The sequence below is a fragment of the Lysinibacillus fusiformis genome, from assembly GCF_003049525.1.
GTDB classification, from domain to species: domain Bacteria; phylum Bacillota; class Bacilli; order Bacillales_A; family Planococcaceae; genus Lysinibacillus; species Lysinibacillus fusiformis.
The window spans coordinates 720,073-743,139 of sequence record NZ_PYWL01000001.1; the positions used below are offsets into that span (position 1 = coordinate 720,073).

Genomic DNA, 23,067 nt, shown 5'->3' on the forward strand with positions numbered 1-23,067 from the left:
TTGTACTCCTCTTCATTCCTTGCTTTTTAGGATGACTTCCTATCGAATACCATTAATAAGACCAAGCATTTGGTCTGCTAATGTAACCGTTCTTGCATTGAATTGATAGGAACGTTGTGTTTGAATTAGTTCTGTCATTTCCTTCGAAAGGTTAACGTTGGACATTTCTAAAGTACCACCTTGCATGCCAATTTGCTGACGATTAGCACCTACTAGCTCTGTTAGAACCTCAGCTTGTGTAAAGCCAAGTTCAGCAAGGTTGTCTGGTAATCCAACATAAGAACCTGAAACATGTTCCATTAGTTGCGGTTTTTGGAATTCAGTAACCGCTAAATCCGTACGAATGATATCGCCATTTGGATAAGATGCTTCTAGTATACCACCATCTCGTACTGAAAATCCTTGCACATTATCTGGTAATGTAATAGCTTGTCCAGCAGCATTTGCCACTGGGTATCCCTCAGCAGTTACTAGCATAACTGTTCCATTATTTAGCGGCGATAAATAAAAGTCACCTTGTCGAGTATACACTGTTTCAGTCCCATTTTCACCATTTGGCATTAAAATATTGAAATATTGTTTTGCTGTTGTAAAGGCTAAGTCCAAATCTCGATTAGTCGTTTGCAAAGAACCTTGCTTTTGATTGGATTTAATTTGACCAAGCATTGCGCCTGATCCATAGCGAATACCAACAGGCGTTTGTCGCTCAGCACGATCCAGTTTGTCATTATTAAACTGTTGATAGAGTAACTCATTGAAAGATGCTTCCTTCGCTTTAAAGCCTGTCGTATTGCTATTGGCGATGTTATTACTAATCGTATCAAGTTTATTTTGTAATTGGCCCATTGTATTAGTTGCTGTAATCATTGTACGTAGCATTTATAAAAAGCCTCCTGTTCTGTTTCGTCCATTAAATTTTACCGATTTCATTAACAGCCTTTTCCATGCTGCGATCATAAGCTTGTAATACTTTTTGATTGGCTTCAAATGCTCGGTACGCTGTCATTAAATCTGTCATGGCACGACCAGAATCTACGTTTGATCCCTCTAAGAAGTTTTGACGTAGTGTAAAGGAAACACCATTCGCCCCATAGGCTGATGGCAGGTTTACGCCATTTTCTGTCCGAATAAGACCGTTATCTTGTTTCTGTAGCATATTCGGATTGGCAGCATACGATACGCCTACTCGCGCTACTTGCTGATTATTAACGTAAATGGCGCCACTTTCATCGAGGCGAAAATCATCATTAGGTAACTGGATTCGTTGTCCAGCATCATTTAACACGTAAAGGCCTTGCCCATTTACTAAATAACCTTGGCCATCCAAAGTAAAATTACCATTACGTGTATAGGCTTCTCCACCATCTGGATGTGCGAGTCTGAAGAATATTGAGCCAGATACACCATCTTCATTTTGTGGTAAGTTTCCATCAATCAATGCCATATCTGTTGTAAAATCAGTGCTATAGATTTGGCCCTGTATGTAATTTGGTAATGTTTCTTGTAAATATGTCCCCGTATTTAAAGCGCCTACTTGATTCATATATTCGGCACCTGCTTGTTGATTGGCAGGCGCATTTGTTTTTCCGATGCTAGACATCAGCATATCTGGGAATGAACGAATCGTTGATTGGTCTGCCTTAAATCCCGGTGTATTCGCATTAGCTAAATTGTTGGATAGTAATTCTGTTCTTCTTTGTTGCGTGATCATACCGGTTGCAACTGTATAAAAACCTTTAAACAAAGAGATCACCTCATTTTAATTTTATAAGGACGCTGGTACACGATCTATATTTTCAAGCATAATGCCTGTTCCAATAGCTACACAATCCATTGGTCTTTCAGCAATGAAGACAGGTACCTTTAATTCTTCAATTAATAGTTGGTCCATACCATGTAAAAGTGCTCCGCCACCAGTAATAATAACGCCGCGATCGATGATATCAGCCGATAGCTCCGGTGGTGTTTTTTCTAAAACATTTTTTGCAGATTGAACGATCATTGCTACAGATTCGTGTAATGCACGTTCGATCTCTTCAGAATGAATAGAAATTGTACGTGGTAAACCTGTCACCATGTCACGACCTCGGATATCCATTGTATCATTACGACTACCTTTGAAAACTGTTCCGATTGTCATTTTGATGGCTTCTGCTGTGCGTTCACCAATTAGCAATTTATATTCTTTTTTAATATATTGTAAAATATCGTTATCAAACACATCTCCTGCCACTTTAATGGATTCACTTGTGACAATATCACCCATTGAAAGAACAGCAATATCTGTTGTTCCACCGCCGATATCAACTACCATATTCCCGCTTGGTTGGAAGATGTCCATGCCTGCACCAATCGCTGCTACTTTTGGCTCTTCCTCTAAATATACTTTTTTACCGCCTGATTTCTCTGCCGCTTCACGAATTGCCTTTTGCTCAACACTTGTAATATTCGTTGGACAACAAATTAGAATACGTGGCTTTGCTAAAAATCCTTTGACATTTAATTTATTGATGAAATGTCTTAACATCGCTTCAGTCACATCAAAATCTGCAATGACTCCATCTCTAAGTGGGCGAATTGCTGTAATATTACCTGGCGTTCTCCCTACCATTTGGCGAGCTTCTTCCCCTACCGCTAATACTTTATTTGTCTTTTTATCAATAGCCACTACAGATGGTTCATTAAGGACAATCCCCTTACCTTTAACGTGGATTAATACGTTCGCAGTACCTAAGTCAATGCCGATATCTTTCGAAAACATTTTATAATTTCTCCTTCCCGCCAGTTCAAACTACATAACGTTCATTTTATCTCTTTATCTAGAATATTTTATCATATTCTATTGGTAATTTCACCCTGTATTTAATGATTAAGACTGTTTTCTTTTCACGTTCTGAACGGCAATAATATAGTATTACTTTACCTTAAACAAACTTATTATATGCCTGTTCACACAACAAAAAAGAACGAATCAATCTTGACTCGCTCTTTCTTTCCACTTGTTTTTCGTTGCTTCTCCTCCGCGAATATGACGTACGGCCTTATGGTAGGCGAGTATTTCTTTCACTTGGTCAGCTAATCCTTCATGAATTGTTGGTAATCGCTCTGTTAAATCCTTGTGCACCGTACTTTTTGAATAACCAGTCATTTTCGCGAGGACTCGCACAGTCTCACGCGTCTCAATCAGTAATTCACCGAGGCGTATGCAGCGCTTCCGAATGTGCTCATGCACGTTCTTCGTCCTTTCCACACAATTTCACAAAATGCTTTGGCAATCAGATGCACATTTGCGCATTTCTTCACCTTATGTGAGGACAAAGCTATTCAGAACACGTTTTGCATTTTCCTAATAAAATGCTGATTTTTTATGCGTTACTAGCTTTTAGAATTAAAAAGCTAGTAATTTTTTCGGATTAATATATTTTCCGTCTTCAACTACTTCGAAATGCATGTGGACGCCAGCCGCTTGATTCCACTCGTTATCAGTCGCTTTTCCTAAAGCTTGACCTTGAGTAACCTCATCGCCTTCTTTTACAGCGATATCTTTTACAGAGCTATAATGTGTTTGCATGCCATTTGGATGCTCGATGACAATTTTATTGCCTGTAAATGCGTCTAGTTTTACTTCTAGTACTTTACCAGTCATAGCAGCTAGTACTTCAAATTCTTCACCATTCATAGCAATAGAGATACCAGAAGACGTTGTAAATGTTTGATTAAATACCATTAGTGCATTTTCACGAGACTCTTCATTCGCTTCTAGCTCATAAAACTCTTGTAAGATTTGTACTTTACTAAGGCTCTCTTCTTTGAATGGATACATCATGTTTTCAGTACGTGCATTTGTTTCTACAACAGGACCTGAATCAACTTCTGCTAAATCTGGTAACGGTGCATCTTCTACTTTAGATACGAGACTATTGTAACCAAATAACAATCCTGCTAGAACCAGTGCACCACCTGTGTAAACTACTGGCCAAAACCATGGTTTCTTTTGTAACTGACCATTTTCCTTTTGATTTGGATTCTGGTTTTGAGAAGCTTTATTATTTTTATCCTCTCTCATTTTCATCACCTCTAGTTGCAGTGTGAACAACTAGAAGTTATTTTAAACATGCATCTATTTTTTTTATTTCAATATCTTTATAATAATAGTGTAAAATTTCAGCAGCCGTTTTCCCTTCATTTGCCATAGCCTCTGCTCCATATTGACTCATTCCTACTCCATGACCATATCCTTTAGTTTTCACATGAACCTTTCTAGTATTATCATTATAAACAATTGAAAAGTCAGTGGATGGTATTCCAAGAAACGTTCGAACCTCTCTCCCTGTCCAAACATTATTCCCTAACTGTAGACGCTCCACACGCCCTGAGTCATTGTAAAATAGCTGTATACGATTAAAATCACTAGCTTGCCATTGTATTGGCCATAATTTATTCCATTGTGCTAGTGACCACTCTTGCTCTGCCTCAAATTTCGGAGATGTTTGATCTGAAACACTTGCAACACTTTGCAAATATGGAATATTATTTCCACTATAGCCGTAGGCACTTTCTGTTTGTCCATTACTTGTTGAATGAAACATAGCTGTAATTAAATCATTATTATAAAGAAGAACTTGTCCTTTCGTTTCATTGATGGCTTCGACAATTTTCTTTTCATTTCCCAGGAAATTGCTAGCCCAATTCGCTTTTCTTTGACTCTCATCATAGAAAACTTGCTTTGCTACAGTCGGTGCGATTGCTTTTTTACCGTAATTTGTCGTTTTTAACGCATAAGTACGTGCTGCAATAGCCTGTGCCTTCAATGCCTCCTTTTTAAAAGAAACAGGCATTTCTGCCGCTACTACCCCGGTTATATACGTCTCTAAAGGAATTTTTTCCTTTTGTCCCTCCACTTCTATAAATAGTTCACAAGCTTTTTCATCTGCTGTTGGAGGTTGCACTTCCTCCCGTCTTTCGCTTAATCCTAAAACAGGAAGCACATATAACGCCCCCAATAAACAAAGGACACCTATACTAATCATCCATTTTTTCATAAGGAATAATATGCTTAATACTATTTAGTTATGAGAAATAAAAAACCCTCTGCTTCTGTAAGCAAAGGGTTTTAACATCATATTAGTTTGTAGGTAATTCAACAGAAATGTCTTCAGTCGTCACAACTTCTTCATCCGTAATACGTTCAATATTTGCCCCAAGAGAAGCCAATTTACCATGGAAATCAACATATCCACGATCTAAATGGTGAAGCTTTGTAACACGTGTAATTCCTTCTGATACTAAACCTGCTAAAATCAGTGCAGCCGCAGCTCGTAAATCCGTTGCCATTACTTCAGCCCCCTGAAGCTGTACTGGCCCCTCAATAAACACAGAGCGTCCTTCTATTTTAGCACCCGCATTCATGCGACGGAACTCCTCAACATGCATAAAACGATTTTCAAATACTGTCTCTGTAATGATACTCGTACCTTCTGCAGTCAACATTAAGGCCATCATTTGTGATTGCATATCTGTCGGGAAGCCTGGATGTGGCATTGTTTTAATATCCACAGCTTTTAATGTCTGAGGAACACGTACACGAATACCTTCATCCAATTCTATAATTTCTACGCCCATTTCGCGCATCTTCGCAATCAAAGCTGTCATATGCTCTGGAACTGCGTTTTCGATGACCACATCACCCTTAGTAATAGCTGCTGCTACCATAAATGTACCAGCCTCAATGCGGTCGGGAATAATATGATGCTCTACTCCATATAATGTATCGACTCCTTCGATACGAATCGTATTTGTACCAGCACCAATTACACGACCACCCATACTATTAATGAAGTTAGCAAGGTCAACGATTTCAGGCTCCTTTGCAGCATTTTCGATCACAGTTGTCCCTTCTGCTAGAGATGCTGCTGTCATAATATTTTCAGTTGCCCCAACACTTGGGAAGTCTAAATATACATTTGCTCCTTTTAAACGACCCTCTGTCTTTGCCTCTACATAGCCATGACCAAATGAAATCTTCGCCCCCATTGCTTCGAAACCTTTTAAGTGTAATTCAATTGGGCGAGAACCGATTGCACATCCTCCTGGTAACGCAACACGAGCATAGCCATTACGCGCAAGCAATGATCCCATTACTAAAATAGATGCACGCATTTTACTAACAAACTCAAACTGTGCTTCACTAGAAAGTTCTTTTGTTGCATCTATATATACGGCATTATCTTCAGGTATATATGTAACTGCTGCGTTTAAACTTTTAAGTACTTCGTTTATTGTAAAGACGTCTGCTAAGTTAGGGACTTCTTTAATTACATTTTCTCCCTTTGAAGCAAGTAAAGCTGCTGCCAGGATTGGTAACACTGCATTTTTTGCGCCCTCTACACGTACTTTTCCCTGTAGTTTTTGGCCGCCAGTCACTATTATTTTATCCACCCTATGTCCCTCCGAATTCAATCTATTAACCTACCGAATTTTTATTTTAATAAAGAAGTATAATGTCATAATCAGTAAACAAACAACTCTATAGTACAACTTTTTTAACGCCCATTCAAGCGTCCAAATCACTATTTTAAGGCATTATTAGATATTTTGCTATTTATTTATTGTACGCTATCAATTTTTTTTTGTGAATGACCAATAACCAGTTCGCTTCTAATACATACCCAAAGATGTATGAACAAAAAACAACTTTTAGAAGTTTTTTTATACATAGTTCAAAGGGCCACATAAATGTTATTATAAAGTCCTTTGAAGTATGTAGTGTTAAGGTGCAAGATTTGAATTGATATTGTCGAGGCTTTAAAATAAGTATGGAAGTTTCCCAGACCAGTTAGATATTTGTAGAAAGAAATTGGATACCGCAGAACCAATTGTAATACTCAATAAAATATAAATAAGTTGAATCTGAAATACTCTATTCTTCTTGAATAATTTTTCTGTCATAAAAGCCTGTAATGCGTAAAATGTAATAGCTATAAAAAACAAATGCGATAATATGCCTAATAAAGCTTCTTGTCCTATTGCTTCATAAAGCTCCATTTTTCCCCCTCCAACTGTCCTATAATTTAAGCACTTTAAAAAACGGGCAGATGCTATATCTGCCCGTTAAAAATGAATTAGATATTACCCTCATGAACGTTGATACGATTCAACGCACGTTTTAATGCTAGGTCAGCACGTTTGAAATCAATGTTGTCTTGTTTACCTTGAAGACGTCCTTCAGCACGTTTAACGGCTTCTTTTGCACGTTGAACATCAATATTTACAGCAACTTCAGCAGAAGGCGCTAAAATAGAGATCTTTTCTGGACGAACTTCAATGAAACCACCGCTAACAGCAACAATGTCAGTAGAACCGTCTGCTTTTTTAAGCTTCACTGCACCAATTGCAAGTGGAGCAACCATTGGAATATGGCCTGCAAGAACACCGATTTCTCCTGAAGTTGTTTTAGCGATTACCATTGATACTTCAGAATCGTATACCGGGCCGTCGGGAGTGACAATATTGACTAGAACTGTCTTCATATTTTTTCCTCCTCGTCCCTAGTATTAAACCTCTACGCCCATGCTTTTCGCTTTTTCAACTACTTCATCAATTGAACCAACTAGACGGAAAGCATCTTCTGGTAGGTGATCCCATTTGCCATCAAGGATTTCCTTGAATGAACGAACAGTTTCTTTTACAGGTACATAAGAACCTTTTTGACCAGTGAATTGTTCCGCTACGTGGAAGTTTTGTGATAAGAAGAATTGAATACGACGAGCACGTTCTACTGTTTGTTTATCTTCATCAGATAACTCATCCATACCTAAAATGGCAATGATATCTTGTAATTCACGGTAACGTTGGATAGTACGTTGTACACCAGTAGCAATTGCATAGTGCTCAGCGCCTACGATTTCAGGTGATAATGCACGTGAAGTCGAAGCTAATGGGTCAACCGCAGGGTAGATACCCATTTCTGATAATTTACGCTCAAGGTTAGTAGTTGCATCTAAGTGGGCGAAAGTTGTAGCTGGAGCCGGGTCAGTATAGTCATCGGCTGGTACATAGATCGCTTGGATAGAAGTTACAGATCCTTTGTTCGTAGATGTAATACGCTCTTGTAGTTTACCCATTTCTGTAGCAAGTGTTGGTTGGTAACCTACCGCTGAAGGCATACGACCTAATAGGGCAGAAACCTCAGAACCTGCTTGCGTGAAACGGAAGATATTGTCGATGAATAAAAGTACGTCAGCACCTTGCTCATCACGGAAGTACTCTGCCATTGTAAGACCAGTTAAAGCTACACGCATACGTGCACCTGGTGGCTCGTTCATTTGACCGAATACCATCGCTGTTTGCTTGATAACGCCTGAATCGCTCATCTCGAAGAATAAGTCGTTCCCTTCACGAGTACGCTCACCTACACCAGCGAATACAGAGATACCAGAGTGCTCTTGTGCGATGTTATTGATTAATTCTTGGATTAATACTGTTTTACCTACGCCGGCACCACCGAAGAGACCGATTTTACCACCTTTGATGTATGGTGCTAATAAGTCTACTACTTTGATACCTGTTTCAAGAATTTCAACTGTAGTTGAAAGTTCTTCGAATGTTGGTGCTTCGCGGTGAATTGAATCACGACGAGCGTCAGCTGGAATCTCTTCACCTAAGTCGATTACTTCACCTAGTACGTTGAATACACGACCTAAAGTAACTTCACCAACTGGTACTGAGATAGCTTTTCCTGAGTCTGTTACTTCTGCTCCACGTTGTAAGCCATCAGTAGATGACATTGCAATTGTACGAACAGAATCATCACCTAAATGAAGCGCAACTTCTAATGCAAGAATTGTTGGTTCTTCATTAGGACGTTCAATCTTAACTGTTAGTGAGTTATAGATTGCTGGTAATTGGCCATTGTTAAATTTTACGTCAACAACTGGACCCATTACTTGAATAACATGTCCTTTATTCATTACTGTGTATCCTCCTATCGTATTCTTATACGACATTGGGAAGCTGGCCTATTCTAAGGCTGCAGCTCCACCAACGATTTCTGTAATTTCTTGTGTAATCGCCGCTTGACGCGCACGGTTATATTGCAATGAAAGGTCTGAAATAAGATCAGATGCGTTATCAGTTGCATTTTTCATAGCCGTCATACGAGAAGCATGTTCACTTGCTTTTCCATCTAATAATGCGCCATAAACTAAGCTTTCCGCGTATTGTGGAAGTAACACTTCAAGAATTGCTTCACCAGATGGCTCAAATTCGTAAGAAGCATTGCTGCTAGCAGGTGCAAGATCTGTTAATGGAAGAAGTTTTTTCTCTGTCACTTCGTTAGCAATAGCGCTGACAAAGTGATTATAGTACATATAAAGTTGATCATACGTACCGTCAATGAACATACCAACAGCATTACGAGCGATTTCTTTAATATCAGCAAATGTAGGTTGGTCCGGAAGACCGACAACATCACTGATGACATTATGATCACGTTTCACAAAGTAGTCACGTACAACACGACCGATTGCTAAAATCACGTATTCGTCTTTAGATTTATGACGCTCGTCAATTGTACGTTGTACTTGACGTAGGATACTTGAGTTGTAAGCACCTGCAAGACCACGGTCAGAACCAATGACTAAGTAAGCTGTTTTCTTAACAGGACGAGCAGTTAACATTGGGTGTCCACTGTCTTTTGTTCCTGAAGCGATCGCGCCAACTACGTCCTGAATTTTTTCCATGTAAGGAACGTACGCTTTAGCGTTTTGCTCTGCACGACGTAACTTAGAAGAAGAAACCATCTGCATCGCTTTCGTAATTTGTTTCGTACTCTTTGTAGAATTAATACGACCTTTAATTTCGCGTAAGTTTACCACTGGTATTTCACCACCTTTTGTTTTTTAATCAAGTGACTAGCTCGAACTTATTCTGATTTAGCGAAAGTTTTTTTGAACTCCGTTAAAGCTGCTACGTAATCAGCATCAGGAGCAAGCTCTTTTGTAGTACGAACGTGATCTAAAACGTTTGTGTGGTTTGAATCTAACCAGCTTAAGAATTCACTTTCAAAGCGAACGATATCTTGTACTGGAATATCATCTAAGTGGCCTTTAGTTAATGCATAAAGGATTGCAACTTGCTTTTCAACTTTAAGTGGTTTGTTTAGGTCTTGTTTAAGAACTTCAACCGTACGTTTACCACGCTCAAGTTTAGCTAGTGTAATTTTATCTAAATCTGAACCAAATTGAGCAAATGATTCAAGCTCACGGAATGCAGCTAAGTCAAGACGTAGTGTACCCGCAACTTTTTTCATCGCTTTAATTTGAGCAGATCCACCTACACGTGATACAGAAAGACCGGCGTTAATCGCTGGACGTACACCTGAGTTGAATAAGTCAGATTGTAAGAATATTTGACCATCAGTAATCGAGATAACGTTAGTTGGGATGTATGCAGAGATATCCCCAGCTTGTGTCTCTACGAATGGAAGTGCTGTAATAGAACCATTTTGATATGTTTCATTTAACTTCGCAGCACGTTCAAGTAAGCGGCTGTGCAAGTAGAAAACGTCACCAGGGTAAGCTTCACGACCTGGAGGACGGCGTAGAAGAAGTGAAAGTTCACGGTAAGCTGATGCTTGTTTAGAAAGATCATCATACACGATTAATACGTGCTTACCTTGTAACATGAATTCTTCTGCCATAGAAACACCAGCAAATGGTGCTAAGAATAGTAATGGAGCTGGTTGAGATGCAGCAGCAGTTACTACGATTGTATAATCTAATGCACCGTGCTTACGGAAAGTTTCAACTACACCACGTACAGTTGATTCTTTTTGACCGATTGCAACATAGATACAAATCATATTTTCGCCATCTTGGTTTAAGATTGTATCGATTGCTACAGATGTTTTACCTACTTGACGGTCACCGATGATTAACTCACGTTGACCACGACCAATTGGTACTAAAGCGTCAATTGCTTTGATACCAGTTTGTAATGGTTCATGTACTGATTTACGAGCCATTACACCGAAAGCAGGACTTTCGATTGGACGAGATTTAGTTGTGTTGATTGGACCTTGTCCATCCACTGGTTGACCAAGTGGGTTTACAACACGGCCAATTAGTTCTTCACCAACTGGTACTTCCATGATACGACCTGTACGACGAACTTCATCGCCTTCTTTGATGTCTGTGTATGGACCTAAGATTACGATACCAACGTTACCTTCTTCTAGGTTTTGAGCCATACCCATAACACCATTAGAGAACTCAAGAAGTTCTCCAGCCATGGCGTTGTCGAGGCCATGAGCAAGAGCGATACCGTCACCAATACGGATAACTGTACCAACTTCGCTTACTTTAAGTTCAGATTCATAATTCTCAATCTGTTGTTTAATCAGACTGCTGATTTCTTCAGCCTTGATGCCCATGTATGTCACCTCTCACATTTCTAAATTATTAACCGATTAATTCACGTTTTAGGCGCTCAAGTTTGTTCGCTACTGAGCTATCGTAAATATGATTACCGATTTGAACACGAATACCACCAAGTAGTGATGGATCAATTTCGTTTGTAATGTTTAATGATTGTTTCCCTACAAGCTTCGCAAATGTTGTAGAAATATTAGCGCTTTCTTCAGCAGAAAGTGCACGCGTAGAGAATACTGTTGCATCTGCAGTACCTTGTGCCTTTGCAGCAAGCTCAGCATATGCATTCGCAATAAGCTTCACTTCGTTTACACGTTTTTTCTCAACTAATAGTTGAACTGCGCGTAAAACCTCTGGAGTTGCACCTGCAAAGATTTCAGCTACCATTTGTTTCTTACGTCCGATAGAGAACTTTGGAGCATTTAAAAGCGTTAATAAATCCGGAGATTCTTTAACAATCTTTGTTAGCTCGTTTAAGTCTGCTCCAACTTCAGCAAGAATATTTTTTTGTTGCGCTAATTCAAAAAGCGCTTGAGCGTAACGTTTTGCTACAGCTGAATTACTCATCGAGCTTCCCCTGCCTTCGCAATCGTCTCTTCAATTAGAGCACGGTTGTCTGCCTCAGAAATCTCTTTGCTAAGGACTTTAGATGCTGCAAGTACAGATAATGAAACGACTTCATCACGTACAGCTGCAATAGCTTTTTCTTTTTCAGACTCAATTTCACGTAAAGCCGATTCTTTCAAGCGGTTTGCTTCATTACGAGCTGCAGTAAGAATTTCATCTTTTTGTAGTTCGCCTTGCTTCTTAGCGCCTTCAACAATCGATTGTGCTTCCGTACGAGCTTCTTTAAGAAGGCTCTTTTGTTCTTCTAAAAATTGGTGCGAATCTTTACGCGCTTTTTCAGCTGCTTCGATCTCACTCGCTACTAACTCTTCACGTTGTTGCATGATGCCCATAAGTGGACCCCAAGCGACTTTCTTAAGTAAGAACATTAATACTAAAAAGATAACTAATGTTGCGATGATGTCTCCGCTGTTGAACTGACCAGCGCCAGCACCTAGTACAAGATTATCTAAAAACACGATTGTTTCACTCCCTTCAAGAGCTTTAACTTCAACATAATTTATGGACTTAAAAAACTACCTATTTTAAAAAGCTATATTTACACATAGCTTTTATCTGTTCCAAAATGAAGGGCGAAGTTTCATCTGGAGAATCCTGCTTCGCCACTAGTAAAATTCAGTGTTCAACTGAATTATTTGTTCATTACGATGAATGCTACTACTACTGCGATGATCGGTAGGGCTTCAACTAATGCAACCCCGATGAACATTGTAGTTTGAAGAACGCCACGAGCTTCTGGTTGACGAGCGATACCTTCTACTGTTTTTGATACGATAAGACCGTTACCGATACCTGCACCAAGTGCACCTAAACCGATTGCGATTGCTGCTGCTAATAAACCTAATGAACCTGTCATTTGAAAATTTCCTCCTTGGAATTGTTTGTTTTTTTGTGGTTCAAGCATAGGATATATGCTTTATATTAATGGTCATCGCTCACTTTATGAGCCATGTAAACCATTGTTAACATTGTGAAGATAAAGGCTTGGATAAAGCCGATGAAAATTGAGAAACCTTGCCATGCCATCATTGGAACGATTGCTCCGATGAATCCCACAGCACCTGATGATGCTAAACCGGCTAATAAGCCAAGTAAAATCTCACCCGCGTAAATGTTACCGTAAAGACGTAAACCTAACGTTAATGTATTTGCAAATTCCTCTACTATTTTAAGTGGGAACATGAAAGACATTGGTTTAAAGAATGTACCAGCATAATGGCCTGTACCCTTCATTTTTACACCATAGAAATGCGATAAAACTAAAATCATCGTTGCTAACGTCATCGTTACAGTTGGGTCAGCTGTTGGTGATTTCCACCATAGTTCATGACCATAAGCGATTGAGAATGGAAGACCTAATAAGTTAGATACTGCGATAAACATAATTAGCGTAATACCTAGAATGTGGAATCGACCACCAGTTTTCCAGTCCATGTTGCTTTTGATGATGTTCTTAACGAAGTCCATAATCCATTCCATGAAGTTTTGCATACCAGTTGGTTTTAGTTTTAAGCTTCTAGTTGAAATAAAGGCAATTAAAAATACGATAATTGCAGCAACTAGTAACATCATAACTGTCGATTTATTAAAAGTTAAAAAACCGACTTCTAGTAACGGAGCTTCATGAGTCATTGTTATTTTTCACCTCTCTTTCTAATTTAAAGCACATTAGCGGTTCCTTACATGTGACACAATTCTCTCGACAAAGAGAAAAACGTACGGAATCATTAGCCCTATGACCGTGCTAATTAAGTGAAAATAGTTTGGCAACGAAATGGCTATTGCGACTGCCGCAACACCTGATCCAAAGCGAAGTGCTGTACCAAGTGAGCCTATTTTCTTCCCTTCACTAATGGACCTGTCAAACTTCTCCATACGGCGAACTAGAATCCAAAAATTATACGTACCAAAGAATGCACCGACTGCGATGCCCGCAAATACAGTTTGAAAGGAAGTGAATCCCCAGCCTAATGCGCAGAGTGCAAGCAAAAAAAATAACGCCCTCTTCTGCACAGCAAAAATGTGATGCAAATCTAGCATTGGTTGTAATCTCCTGAATCAAATTTTCGAGTATTGAAAGCGTTTGCTGACCACCATGTGAAATCAGAAAAGAGCAGTGAAAGGCACTACTCACAGCGGAATAGTAATGGGAGAGTCATTTCAATTACAGGTGTAAATACCCAAAAAATAACTTACACCCCTTACCAACTCGGTAAAAACCGAAACGCACAAAACGTTGCAAATCGACAGTTTTATTTTGAACTGTCAATTTAGTAGAAAGTTGATATAACAAGTGTTTCAACGTCCTAATTATGACTGAAACCCTTATCATTCTTACCCTTTGTAAGCATACAATAGGTGATATTTGAAGTCAATTGGTAATAGAGAAAAACTTCACAACCTATATACTCTTGTCAAATTGTTGACAAATTTGTGTATGAAATTTCATAGTTTCAAATGTTCTTATTTTCTTGGCTCATAGAAAAAGCTAATTTACGACATAATTATGCTCATAAATTAGCTTACCCAATTCAACAGGTACATTAGACTTATTTTTCAATTTAATTATAGTACATTAATTAGTTTTTTGTAAAAAACCTAGCAACGCTTCTACAATTCGTTTAGATGCATGTCCATCACCATATGGATTTGATGCTTGTGCCATCGCCTCATAAGCCTTTTTATCTGTTAACAATTCTTTAGCTAAGGCGTAAATTGTATCTTCTTCAGTTCCTGCTAGCTTTAGTGTTCCAGCTGCAATTCCTTCAGGGCGCTCTGTTGTGTCTCTAAGGACAAGAACTGGCTTCCCTAATGATGGTGCCTCTTCTTGGACGCCACCTGAGTCCGTTAAAATCATGTAAGAGCTCGCCGCGAAGTTATGGAAGTCAAATACTTCAAGAGGCTCTATTAAATGTACTCGTTCATTGTCACCTAAAATTTCATTCGCGATTTCTCTTACAGCAGGATTCATATGGACCGGATATACCACTTGAACATCATCATGCTCAGCTAAAATTCTAGTGATTGCTTTGAACATGTGACGCATTGGTTCACCAAGATTTTCGCGACGATGTGCCGTTAATAAAATCATGCGATCTTCGCCAATTTTGTCTAATACAGGATGCGTGTAATGTTCGCTAACAGTTGTAGCTAATGCGTCAATAGCCGTATTACCTGTTACAAATATTGTATCAGCGTTTTTATTTTCATCTAAAAGATTCTTTTTAGATACTTCTGTTGGTGCGAAATGTAAATCAGCCATTACACCTGTTAACTGGCGATTCATTTCCTCCGGGTATGGTGAATACTTATTCCAAGTTCGCAGTCCTGCTTCAACATGCCCAATTGCGATTTGGTTATAAAACGCCGCCAAGCTTGCAATGAAAGTCGTTGCTGTATCACCGTGTACCAAAACGATATCCGGCTGTGCTTCCTTCATTACTTTATCTAAACCTTGCAATGCGTTTGTCGTCACATCAATTAATGTTTGACGATCTTTCATTATATTTAAATCATAGTTCGGTGTTATTTCAAATGTCTCTAGTACTTGATCTAGCATTTGGCGATGTTGTGCTGTTACTGTTACAATAGATTCTATTTGATCAGGATACTTTTGTAACTCCAAAACAAGAGGAGCCATTTTAATTGCTTCTGGTCTTGTACCAAAAATTGTCATTACTTTCCATTTTTTCATCAAAACGATCTGCACCGTCCTTTTTGTTATTGTATGAAAAGGACACCACACCAGTTGAAGTCCAACATGAGGAGTACTTACCTAGACATACTATGAAACGCCCTTCAAATTTGAAGGACGCTTTCACAAATTATTAGTTTCCTAAATGAGGAAATTCATAACAACATTTTTATTTTGTGCCGAATAGGCGGTCTCCCGCATCACCTAGACCAGGTACAATATAGCCATGATCGTTTAGCTTTTCATCCAAAGCAGCAATGTAAATATCTACATCTGAATGTTCTTCTTGAATAGCTTTGACACCCTCTGGTGCAGCGATTAAGCACATGAATTTAATGTTTTTAGCTCCACGTTTTTTCAATGAGTTGATAGCTTCCACTGCTGAACCACCAGTTGCTAACATTGGATCTACAATAATGAAATCACGTTCTTCCACATCTGCTGGAAGCTTTGCGTAATATTCAACTGGTTTTAATGTTTCAGGGTCGCGATAAAGACCAATATGGCCAACTTTTGCTGCTGGGATAAGCTTTAGTACGCCATCTACCATACCAATTCCTGCACGAAGAATCGGTACAATCGCTAGCTTTTTACCAGAAAGTACTTTTGTTTTAGCAATCGTTACAGGTGTTTCAATTTCAATTTCTTCCACCGGCATATCACGTGTAATTTCAAATGCCATAAGTGTTGCTACTTCGTCTACTAGCTCACGAAATTCTTTTGTACCTGTATTCTTGTCGCGAATATAAGTTAATTTGTGTTGGATTAGTGGATGATCAAATACATAGACTTTGCTCAAAGGGATTCTCTCCTAACCGTTCGGATTTCATTTTTATCTCAACTAGTATAACAGAAAAAAGGAGCCGCCTCAAAAATAAATTTAAGGCAACTCCTTTTATTATATTTTCTTTTGACCAAGTGAGTTATTGATCAAGAATTAAATCTAACTCTTCTATTGCCATTGGTTTAAAATAGAAAAATCCTTGTCCAACTGTACAACCTAACGCACGGAGTATTTCAACCTGTTCTTCTGTTTCAATTCCCTCTGCCACAGAAATCATTCCTAAGTTTAACGCCAATTGTATAATCGAGCGTACAATAGCAAGCGTTGCAGGATCCTCTAACGCATTAATAAAGCTTCGATCAATCTTTAATTCAGTGAATGGTAATTGTTGCAGATAGCTCAATGAAGAAAATCCTGTCCCGAAATCATCCACGGATGTTTTGAAACCATAGCCTTTTAATTCTTGAATAATTTTATAGGCAGATTGGAAATCTACTAAACCTATATTTTCTGTTACTTCTAATATAATATTACTTGGATCTATACCATACTGCCGAACGAGCTTTAGCGTATCTTGAACAAAATGCGTATAGTAAAAATGATCAGGTGAAATATTGACTGCTATTTTCACTAATTTCTTTCCTAACTTTTGCCGTTCTGCCAGCCATGAAAGCACAGTTTCTAAAACTAAAACGTCAATTTCTCTAACCTTTCCTGCACTTTCCGCTACTGGAATAAAGATTGCTGGTGACACAAAGCCTAGCTTTGGGGATATCCAGCGTGCAAGAGCCTCTATACTTTGAATCTCTCCATTCCGTAAATCTACTTTTGGCTGTAAATGAACTGTAATTTCTTTATTTTTGATTGCCTGTGACAAATGATTTAAAACAGTCATTTGCTGTACAAGAACGTCATTTTTTTCTGTCGTAAAAATTTCAGTATGTGTACCTGGTTTATCGGTAGCAAAGGAGAGCGCATTATCAGCAAACCGAATTGCATCATTAATCTTTATGTCATCATTAAAAGAAGCAATGCCTGTTTTTAACGTGATGTAGATTTGTTTTCCTCCTATTATAAATGGCTGCCGAATTGTCTCTTTTATACGCCATTCATAATTATTTAAATTTTCATCGAAAGTCATGGTGGATAAAATTAGACTAGAGCTAGTAAATCTAGCAATATATTCGCGATCCGCTGGTTTGTCTTGCTCTAGTCGTTTGGCGAGCTGCCTTAATAATTCATCGCCAAATTCTCGCCCATACAATTCAACCACTTGATGAAATTCGCTTGGCTTTACAATTTTGATATAACCATTTTGTCCACGTTCAACCTCTTTTTCGAGGAAATTCACAAAGCTATGACGATTAGGTAGACCTGTTGTAATGTCAGTATAGGCTAAATCCCATATTTTTCTTTGTGTTCTTGCGTACGTAAACGCTAAGGCAACAAGTGCACCAATTTTACGAAACATACTTTTAAAATATGAGGAGTCATTTTGTGCTTGCTCATAATATATTGAAAAGAGCCCTATGACTTGCCGCTGTTGATTGCGTATAGGTATAAATAATCCATACGGTTTGTGAGATGAGGCAGCAAACTGTTTATGTTCATCTGGGATATATACCTCATCCAAGTTTTCAATGAAAATAGAGGTTTCTGATTGCATAACCTTCGTAAAAAAATCATTATTTTCACAGCATCTCGGTACATCTTTTTTTCGACAATTATCTGTAAAAGCCTGTAATAGATTGCTCTCTGTTTTGATGAGAACCATACTTGAAGTATTCGGCATAAAAAACTCATCAAGTCCATGACAAATAATATGCATCTTTTGCTCAAAAGAGCTATCTCTCTCTATCGCCTTATACATATCATTTTCTAAACGCATTAAGAAATCTTCTGTATGATAATACGTAACATCCTTTATAAGGACCAACACATATTGCGTAATATTTGTATCATTCCGAAATGGTAGTGCTTGTATTTCTGCCCAAAATAGGGGTTTATTGATACCTTTATGATGTAGCTTCGCTTGCACCATGATACCGTTATGTATTTTTTCTTTGATCATTTTAATGGTTGTCATTTTTTCATCTGATAGCCATGCAAAATAATTAGTTTTTAGGATTTGTGACCTCGAAGCATTTGTAAGGTTACAAAAAGATTCATTACACTCTACTATAATATGATGATTTGTTGCATCAAAAATTACATAGCTTTCCTTAGAATTATCCCCTAATTTAAGAATACTATTTAATAAAACATCATTATCTACATCTAACGATTTAGTGACCATCCAACCCCTCCGTCTCTATCACTTCATCCCATTTCCATTGTACATAATATTTAATTAAATTTTCACTTTTATTAAAAAAAACTTCTTTTCTTGGACACAATCTGTCCTCAGCCTACTATAATATATCGCTCTCTACTGATTATATGTAAATTTATTCAAAATAAAGAGGATTATTCTACTTAATTAAAAAAATATGTATTTTATTGTTTTGAAATAAAAAACTGTGTTTAAAGTGAAATTTTCACTCTAAACACAGTCTATACAATTAAGCGTATAATGGATGTTTATCTGTTAATGCTTTGACGCGATCTTTTGCGTCCGCTTGAACCGCTTCATCTTCAGGGTTTTTAAGAACAGCTGCAATAATTGCACCCACTTCTTTCATATCTTCCTCTTTAAAGCCACGAGATGTAACGGCTGGTGTACCGATACGAATACCTGAAGTAACAAATGGAGACTCCGTATCGTAAGGGATTGTATTTTTGTTAGTTGTAATGCCCACTTCGTCTAATGCATGCTCTGCTACTTTACCTGTTAGACCAAGAGATTTAACGTTTAATAGTAATAAGTGGTTATCTGTACCACCAGATACAATTTCAACGCCCTCTTCAATAAGTACTTCAGCTAAAGCTTTTGCATTTAATTTTATTTGTTTTGCATAGTCTTTAAATTCTGGTTGTAACACTTCGCCAAATGCAACAGCTTTAGCAGCAATGACATGCATTAATGGTCCACCCTGAATTCCTGGGAATACAGATTTGTTTAATTTTTGCTCCCATTCTTTTGAAGCAAGAATTAATCCACCACGTGGTCCACGTAATGTTTTATGTGTAGTTGATGTAACAAAGTCTGCATACGGCACTGGAGATTGATGCTCGCCAACAGCTACAAGACCAGCAATATGTGCCATATCCACCATGAAGTATGCACCTACTTCATCTGCGATTTCACGGAATTTAGAGAAGTCGATTTCACGTGGGTATGCAGAAGCACCCGCAACAATAAGTTTTGGCTTATGCTCTAATGCTTTTTGACGCACATCTTCATAATCGATAACTTGTGTGTCTTTTGTTACACCATATTCCACAAAATTATAAAGAATACCCGAGAAATTTACAGGAGATCCATGCGTTAAGTGACCTCCATGTGAAAGGTTCATACCAAGAACCGTGTCACCTGGTTCTAAAATTGTGTGGTATACAGCCATATTCGCTTGCGCACCAGAGTGTGGTTGCACGTTTGCGTATTCTGCTCCGAATATTTCTTTCACACGATCACGTGCAATATCTTCAACTACGTCTACATGTTCACAGCCACCATAGTAGCGTTTACCTGGATAACCTTCTGCGTATTTATTTGTCAGTACAGAACCTTGAGCTTCCATAACTGCTTCTGAAACAAAGTTTTCAGATGCAATCAATTCGATATTTGCTTGTTGACGTTTTTTTTCTGCAAGAATTCCTTCTAATACTGCTTTGTCTTGTACTGCTAATTTTTCATATGCCATGTTAGAAAAAGCCTCCTAGTATCCTCTATTATTTATATACAGCACGTTCCCCGCCAATTAGCTTTGGACGTGTTGTTGCAATCGTCACCACTGCTTCTCCCACCATTTTCACTGATGTGCGAACTGGGACAGCTACTGCTTTCAAATGCATACCAATTAATGTTTGTCCAATATCAATACCTGCATGTGCCTGAATGGTTTCAACAACCACAGGGTTAGCAAAACGCGTATAGGCATATGCGGACATAGAGCCACCCGCAGTACGTACTGGAACTACCGCCACTGGATCGTAGCCAAACCGTTCAGCTGTTGATGCCTCCATTGTAATAGCACGATTAATATGCTCACAGCCTTGAAATGCTAAATGTAGCTCGTGTTTCATTGCAAATTCTTGTAACGGCTCAAAAATCGCTTCCCCTATCTCCAATGCGCCTGCTGTGCCAATTTTCTGACCAATCACTTCAGATGTAGAGCATCCTACGACAAAAATAGTATGAGGTCGTAATGTTACCTGCTCTTCAAATTCACTGAGTAACTGAGTCAAATGCGTTCGTATTTGTTTTACAACCATTAAGCTCAGCTCCTTCATCTATATCCATTAAAATCATGCCATATATGACAGCCTTGATGAATGCCATATATGGAATAACAATCATTTATTGCTCAAGTTCAGTAATTTTTTCGATGCGTCGTGTATGACGACCACCTTCAAACTCAGTTTCTAGCCACGTTTGGACAATTTCACGTGCAAGACCTGGGCCAATAACACGTTCCCCCATAGCTAAAACATTAGAGTCATTATGGCATCGCGTTGCCTTCGCACTAAATACATCATGTACTAGCGCACAACGAATACCGTTCACCTTATTTGCAGCAATCGACATACCAATTCCCGTGCCACAAATTAAAATGCCTTTATCAAATTTTCCGTTTGCTACACCATCAGAAACTGGCTTTGCGTAATCCGGATAGTCTACTGAATCCGCAGATTGTGGACCAAAATCTTCGTAGCTAATATGAAGCTCATCTAGTAGCTGCATGATCTCACGACGTAGGTTGTTGCCTCCGTGATCAGAAGAAATTGCTATTCTCACTGGGTTCCCTCTTTTCGAATTATAGTCAACCTTAGTGTACCACTTCTTTCTGAAGAATAACACGATTTTTCTTGTATTTTTATGCTGATTTCTCCTAAAAGACGAACATTTATTGTTAACAAGCTAAAAATCATTCACTTTTAAGTTGTTTTTTCTGTGGATAGTGTGAATATCATGTTAATAAATTCGGATAACGGTCTTTTGTTGTAATATTCTATCTACTAAAGTTTTTTTCACATTTTATATACAGTGGACAAACTATATCACTATTTCTTCCAAAAATAAAAAAACTGTCTATAAATCCGATTTTTCATCGCATTTATAAACAGCCTTTCAGGACTAAGCCTGTCGATCAAATTGTTGAATCACTTTATGCAAAGCTTCTGATTGCTTTTTTAAACTTTGTGCTAGGTGCTCTACCTGTTCAATAGCATAGGCTTGCTCTTCAGCCGCACTACGAACTTCTTGTGCACCTGCTGATGTTTCTTCTGCAATTGCAGCCACTTCTTGTGATTGACGAGCAGTTGTCTCAATATTGTGCATTTGCTGTTCAATTAGTGAAGATATCTCTACAATTGCTGTTGCCATTTCATGTACATTAGATGACATACCTTCTACAGCTGTCGTTGTTTCAGATACTCGATCTGCTTCCTTCGTTGCAAAGGCTACCTGTTCATTCATTTGTTTAACTACGACCTCAACATTTTGCTGCATAGACTGGATCAAAGCAGTAATCCCTTGGACAGCTTTTGCACTTTCATCTGCTAAACCACGAACTTCCTCCGCAACTACAGCGAAGCCTTTTCCATGTTCTCCTGCACGAGCTGCTTCAATAGATGCATTTAAAGCTAGTAAATTTGTTTGTGCCGCAATATCACCAACTAAGCCTATAATGCGCTCAACTTGACCCGCATTTTCTTCTAAAGCATGAATGCTTTTTAAGGCCTCATTGTTACCCGTAGCTATTTGCTGAATACTATTAACTAATGTTTCGATTGCATTGGTTGTTGTCGATAAATTATGTAATATCTCTGTAGATTGTGATGCAGATGCTTCTGCTCTACTATTTACTTCTGTCGCAAGAGCTCGTACATCCTCAATTGCCTCAGCGGTATCTTGTACAGCTGTCGCAGATGCTTCAGCTCCTGCCGAAATATGCTTAACGGTTGACGCAATGCCTTCTGCTTTTCGAGTAGCGACTCCCGCTTCATCTGAGAGCTGAATGATCGATTGATTGGTCTGTTGGAAATTTTGATCGATACTTTCGACCATTTGACGTAAATTTAGCACCATTTGTTGGAATGCCTCTGCAACCGAACGTATCTCATCGTTTGTTTTAGGCATTTGAACATCCTGTCCAATTTTCCCCTCTGCTACTAGAGTTGCGGAATGCTCAAGTTGTTGTAAAGGTTTAATTAAAATTACGCTAAAAATGGCAGCCAATATGCCTGACCATGTGATTCCTAATGCATAAGTCACCACTTGAAACACTTTTCCATTAATACTCGGGAAGAAGGTCGGTTGTAAATATTCAATAAATATAAAACTGATACTGTAAGTAATTAATGCTAGCACGCTCACAAATAACACCAATTTAAGTCGTAAACCAAATTGTTTTTTCATAGGGCTCCTCAAT

General features: G+C 38.5%; 24 protein-coding genes. All 24 read right to left on the reverse strand.

The genetic code is table 11. The features are described from left to right. Nucleotides 1-39 precede the first annotated feature (39 nt). The 24 genes from C9J29_RS03395 to C9J29_RS03510 all read right to left on the reverse strand — a co-directional run bounded on the left by C9J29_RS03395 (nucleotide 40) and on the right by C9J29_RS03510 (nucleotide 23,054). The gene (locus tag C9J29_RS03395; protein WP_036123074.1) at nucleotides 40-879 is read right to left on the reverse strand and encodes a flagellar hook-basal body protein; all 840 of its coding nucleotides are present in this window, start codon (nucleotides 877-879) and stop codon (nucleotides 40-42) included. Between the two features lie 31 nt (nucleotides 880-910). After that, complete coding sequence (locus tag C9J29_RS03400) at nucleotides 911-1,744, reverse strand: flagellar hook-basal body protein (RefSeq protein WP_089986954.1); 834 nt, start codon at nucleotides 1,742-1,744, stop codon at nucleotides 911-913. 21 nt (nucleotides 1,745-1,765) lie between these two features. After that, entirely contained in the window at nucleotides 1,766-2,761 is a 996-nt protein-coding gene (mreB, locus tag C9J29_RS03405) for a rod shape-determining protein (protein ID WP_008180529.1), read from the reverse strand. 210 nt (nucleotides 2,762-2,971) lie between these two features. After that, nucleotides 2,972-3,232 carry a sporulation transcriptional regulator SpoIIID gene (locus C9J29_RS03410; protein WP_025114760.1) on the reverse strand — a complete coding sequence of 87 codons (261 nt, stop codon included), beginning with the start codon at nucleotides 3,230-3,232 and terminating at the stop codon, nucleotides 2,972-2,974. 156 nt (nucleotides 3,233-3,388) lie between these two features. Further along, the gene (locus C9J29_RS03415) at nucleotides 3,389-4,066 is read right to left on the reverse strand and encodes a M23 family metallopeptidase (RefSeq protein ID WP_089986953.1); all 678 of its coding nucleotides are present in this window, start codon (nucleotides 4,064-4,066) and stop codon (nucleotides 3,389-3,391) included. 37 nt (nucleotides 4,067-4,103) lie between these two features. Then, complete coding sequence (gene spoIID / locus C9J29_RS03420; protein ID WP_008180534.1) at nucleotides 4,104-5,042, reverse strand: stage II sporulation protein D; 939 nt, start codon at nucleotides 5,040-5,042, stop codon at nucleotides 4,104-4,106. Nucleotides 5,043-5,124: 82 nt separating this feature from the next. After that, complete coding sequence (gene murA / locus C9J29_RS03425; protein WP_069480000.1) at nucleotides 5,125-6,438, reverse strand: UDP-N-acetylglucosamine 1-carboxyvinyltransferase; 1,314 nt, start codon at nucleotides 6,436-6,438, stop codon at nucleotides 5,125-5,127. A gap of 366 nt (nucleotides 6,439-6,804) precedes the next feature. Continuing rightward, nucleotides 6,805-7,044, reverse strand: a complete 240-nt coding sequence (locus C9J29_RS03430) for a DUF1146 family protein (protein ID WP_008180537.1) — start codon at nucleotides 7,042-7,044, stop codon at nucleotides 6,805-6,807. A 77-nt stretch (nucleotides 7,045-7,121) separates the two neighbouring features. Beyond that, nucleotides 7,122-7,529: a F0F1 ATP synthase subunit epsilon gene (locus tag C9J29_RS03435; protein ID WP_025114765.1), complete on the reverse strand. Its 408-nt coding sequence runs from the start codon at nucleotides 7,527-7,529 to the stop codon at nucleotides 7,122-7,124. Between the two features lie 24 nt (nucleotides 7,530-7,553). Further along, complete coding sequence (atpD, locus tag C9J29_RS03440) at nucleotides 7,554-8,969, reverse strand: F0F1 ATP synthase subunit beta (protein WP_008180540.1); 1,416 nt, start codon at nucleotides 8,967-8,969, stop codon at nucleotides 7,554-7,556. 48 nt (nucleotides 8,970-9,017) lie between these two features. Beyond that, nucleotides 9,018-9,875, reverse strand: a complete 858-nt coding sequence (gene atpG / locus C9J29_RS03445; RefSeq protein ID WP_008180542.1) for an ATP synthase F1 subunit gamma — start codon at nucleotides 9,873-9,875, stop codon at nucleotides 9,018-9,020. Between the two features lie 47 nt (nucleotides 9,876-9,922). After that, the gene (gene atpA / locus C9J29_RS03450) at nucleotides 9,923-11,431 is read right to left on the reverse strand and encodes a F0F1 ATP synthase subunit alpha (protein ID WP_008180544.1); all 1,509 of its coding nucleotides are present in this window, start codon (nucleotides 11,429-11,431) and stop codon (nucleotides 9,923-9,925) included. Between the two features lie 28 nt (nucleotides 11,432-11,459). Continuing rightward, nucleotides 11,460-11,996, reverse strand: coding sequence for a F0F1 ATP synthase subunit delta (locus tag C9J29_RS03455; protein WP_090002949.1), 537 nt, complete (start codon nucleotides 11,994-11,996; stop codon nucleotides 11,460-11,462). Beyond that, entirely contained in the window at nucleotides 11,993-12,514 is a 522-nt protein-coding gene (gene atpF, locus C9J29_RS03460) for a F0F1 ATP synthase subunit B (protein WP_008180548.1), read from the reverse strand. The genes C9J29_RS03455 and atpF overlap by 4 nt, the downstream gene beginning before the upstream one ends. Before the next feature lie 173 nt (nucleotides 12,515-12,687). After that, entirely contained in the window at nucleotides 12,688-12,912 is a 225-nt protein-coding gene (gene atpE / locus C9J29_RS03465; RefSeq protein ID WP_004269474.1) for a F0F1 ATP synthase subunit C, read from the reverse strand. A gap of 65 nt (nucleotides 12,913-12,977) precedes the next feature. Then, nucleotides 12,978-13,688, reverse strand: a complete 711-nt coding sequence (gene atpB / locus C9J29_RS03470; protein ID WP_008180551.1) for a F0F1 ATP synthase subunit A — start codon at nucleotides 13,686-13,688, stop codon at nucleotides 12,978-12,980. A 36-nt stretch (nucleotides 13,689-13,724) separates the two neighbouring features. Beyond that, nucleotides 13,725-14,096 carry an ATP synthase subunit I gene (locus C9J29_RS03475; protein ID WP_008180553.1) on the reverse strand — a complete coding sequence of 124 codons (372 nt, stop codon included), beginning with the start codon at nucleotides 14,094-14,096 and terminating at the stop codon, nucleotides 13,725-13,727. 535 nt (nucleotides 14,097-14,631) lie between these two features. Next, nucleotides 14,632-15,753: a non-hydrolyzing UDP-N-acetylglucosamine 2-epimerase gene (gene wecB, locus C9J29_RS03480; protein ID WP_043990740.1), complete on the reverse strand. Its 1,122-nt coding sequence runs from the start codon at nucleotides 15,751-15,753 to the stop codon at nucleotides 14,632-14,634. A 166-nt stretch (nucleotides 15,754-15,919) separates the two neighbouring features. Then, on the reverse strand, nucleotides 15,920-16,549 hold the full coding sequence (gene upp, locus C9J29_RS03485) for a uracil phosphoribosyltransferase (RefSeq protein WP_008180557.1): 630 nt from the start codon (nucleotides 16,547-16,549) through the stop codon (nucleotides 15,920-15,922). Between the two features lie 124 nt (nucleotides 16,550-16,673). Then, nucleotides 16,674-18,830 (reverse strand): sensor domain-containing protein, encoded by a 2,157-nt coding sequence (locus C9J29_RS03490; protein ID WP_107921617.1) that lies wholly within the window; start codon nucleotides 18,828-18,830, stop codon nucleotides 16,674-16,676. 265 nt (nucleotides 18,831-19,095) lie between these two features. Further along, nucleotides 19,096-20,337: a serine hydroxymethyltransferase gene (gene glyA / locus C9J29_RS03495; protein ID WP_008180561.1), complete on the reverse strand. Its 1,242-nt coding sequence runs from the start codon at nucleotides 20,335-20,337 to the stop codon at nucleotides 19,096-19,098. A gap of 28 nt (nucleotides 20,338-20,365) precedes the next feature. After that, nucleotides 20,366-20,908, reverse strand: a complete 543-nt coding sequence (locus C9J29_RS03500; RefSeq protein WP_089986948.1) for a TIGR01440 family protein — start codon at nucleotides 20,906-20,908, stop codon at nucleotides 20,366-20,368. 85 nt (nucleotides 20,909-20,993) lie between these two features. Beyond that, nucleotides 20,994-21,431 carry a ribose 5-phosphate isomerase B gene (rpiB, locus tag C9J29_RS03505; protein WP_008180565.1) on the reverse strand — a complete coding sequence of 146 codons (438 nt, stop codon included), beginning with the start codon at nucleotides 21,429-21,431 and terminating at the stop codon, nucleotides 20,994-20,996. A gap of 339 nt (nucleotides 21,432-21,770) precedes the next feature. Next, the gene (locus tag C9J29_RS03510; protein WP_036123044.1) at nucleotides 21,771-23,054 is read right to left on the reverse strand and encodes a methyl-accepting chemotaxis protein; all 1,284 of its coding nucleotides are present in this window, start codon (nucleotides 23,052-23,054) and stop codon (nucleotides 21,771-21,773) included. Between the last annotated feature and the right edge of the window lie 13 nt (nucleotides 23,055-23,067).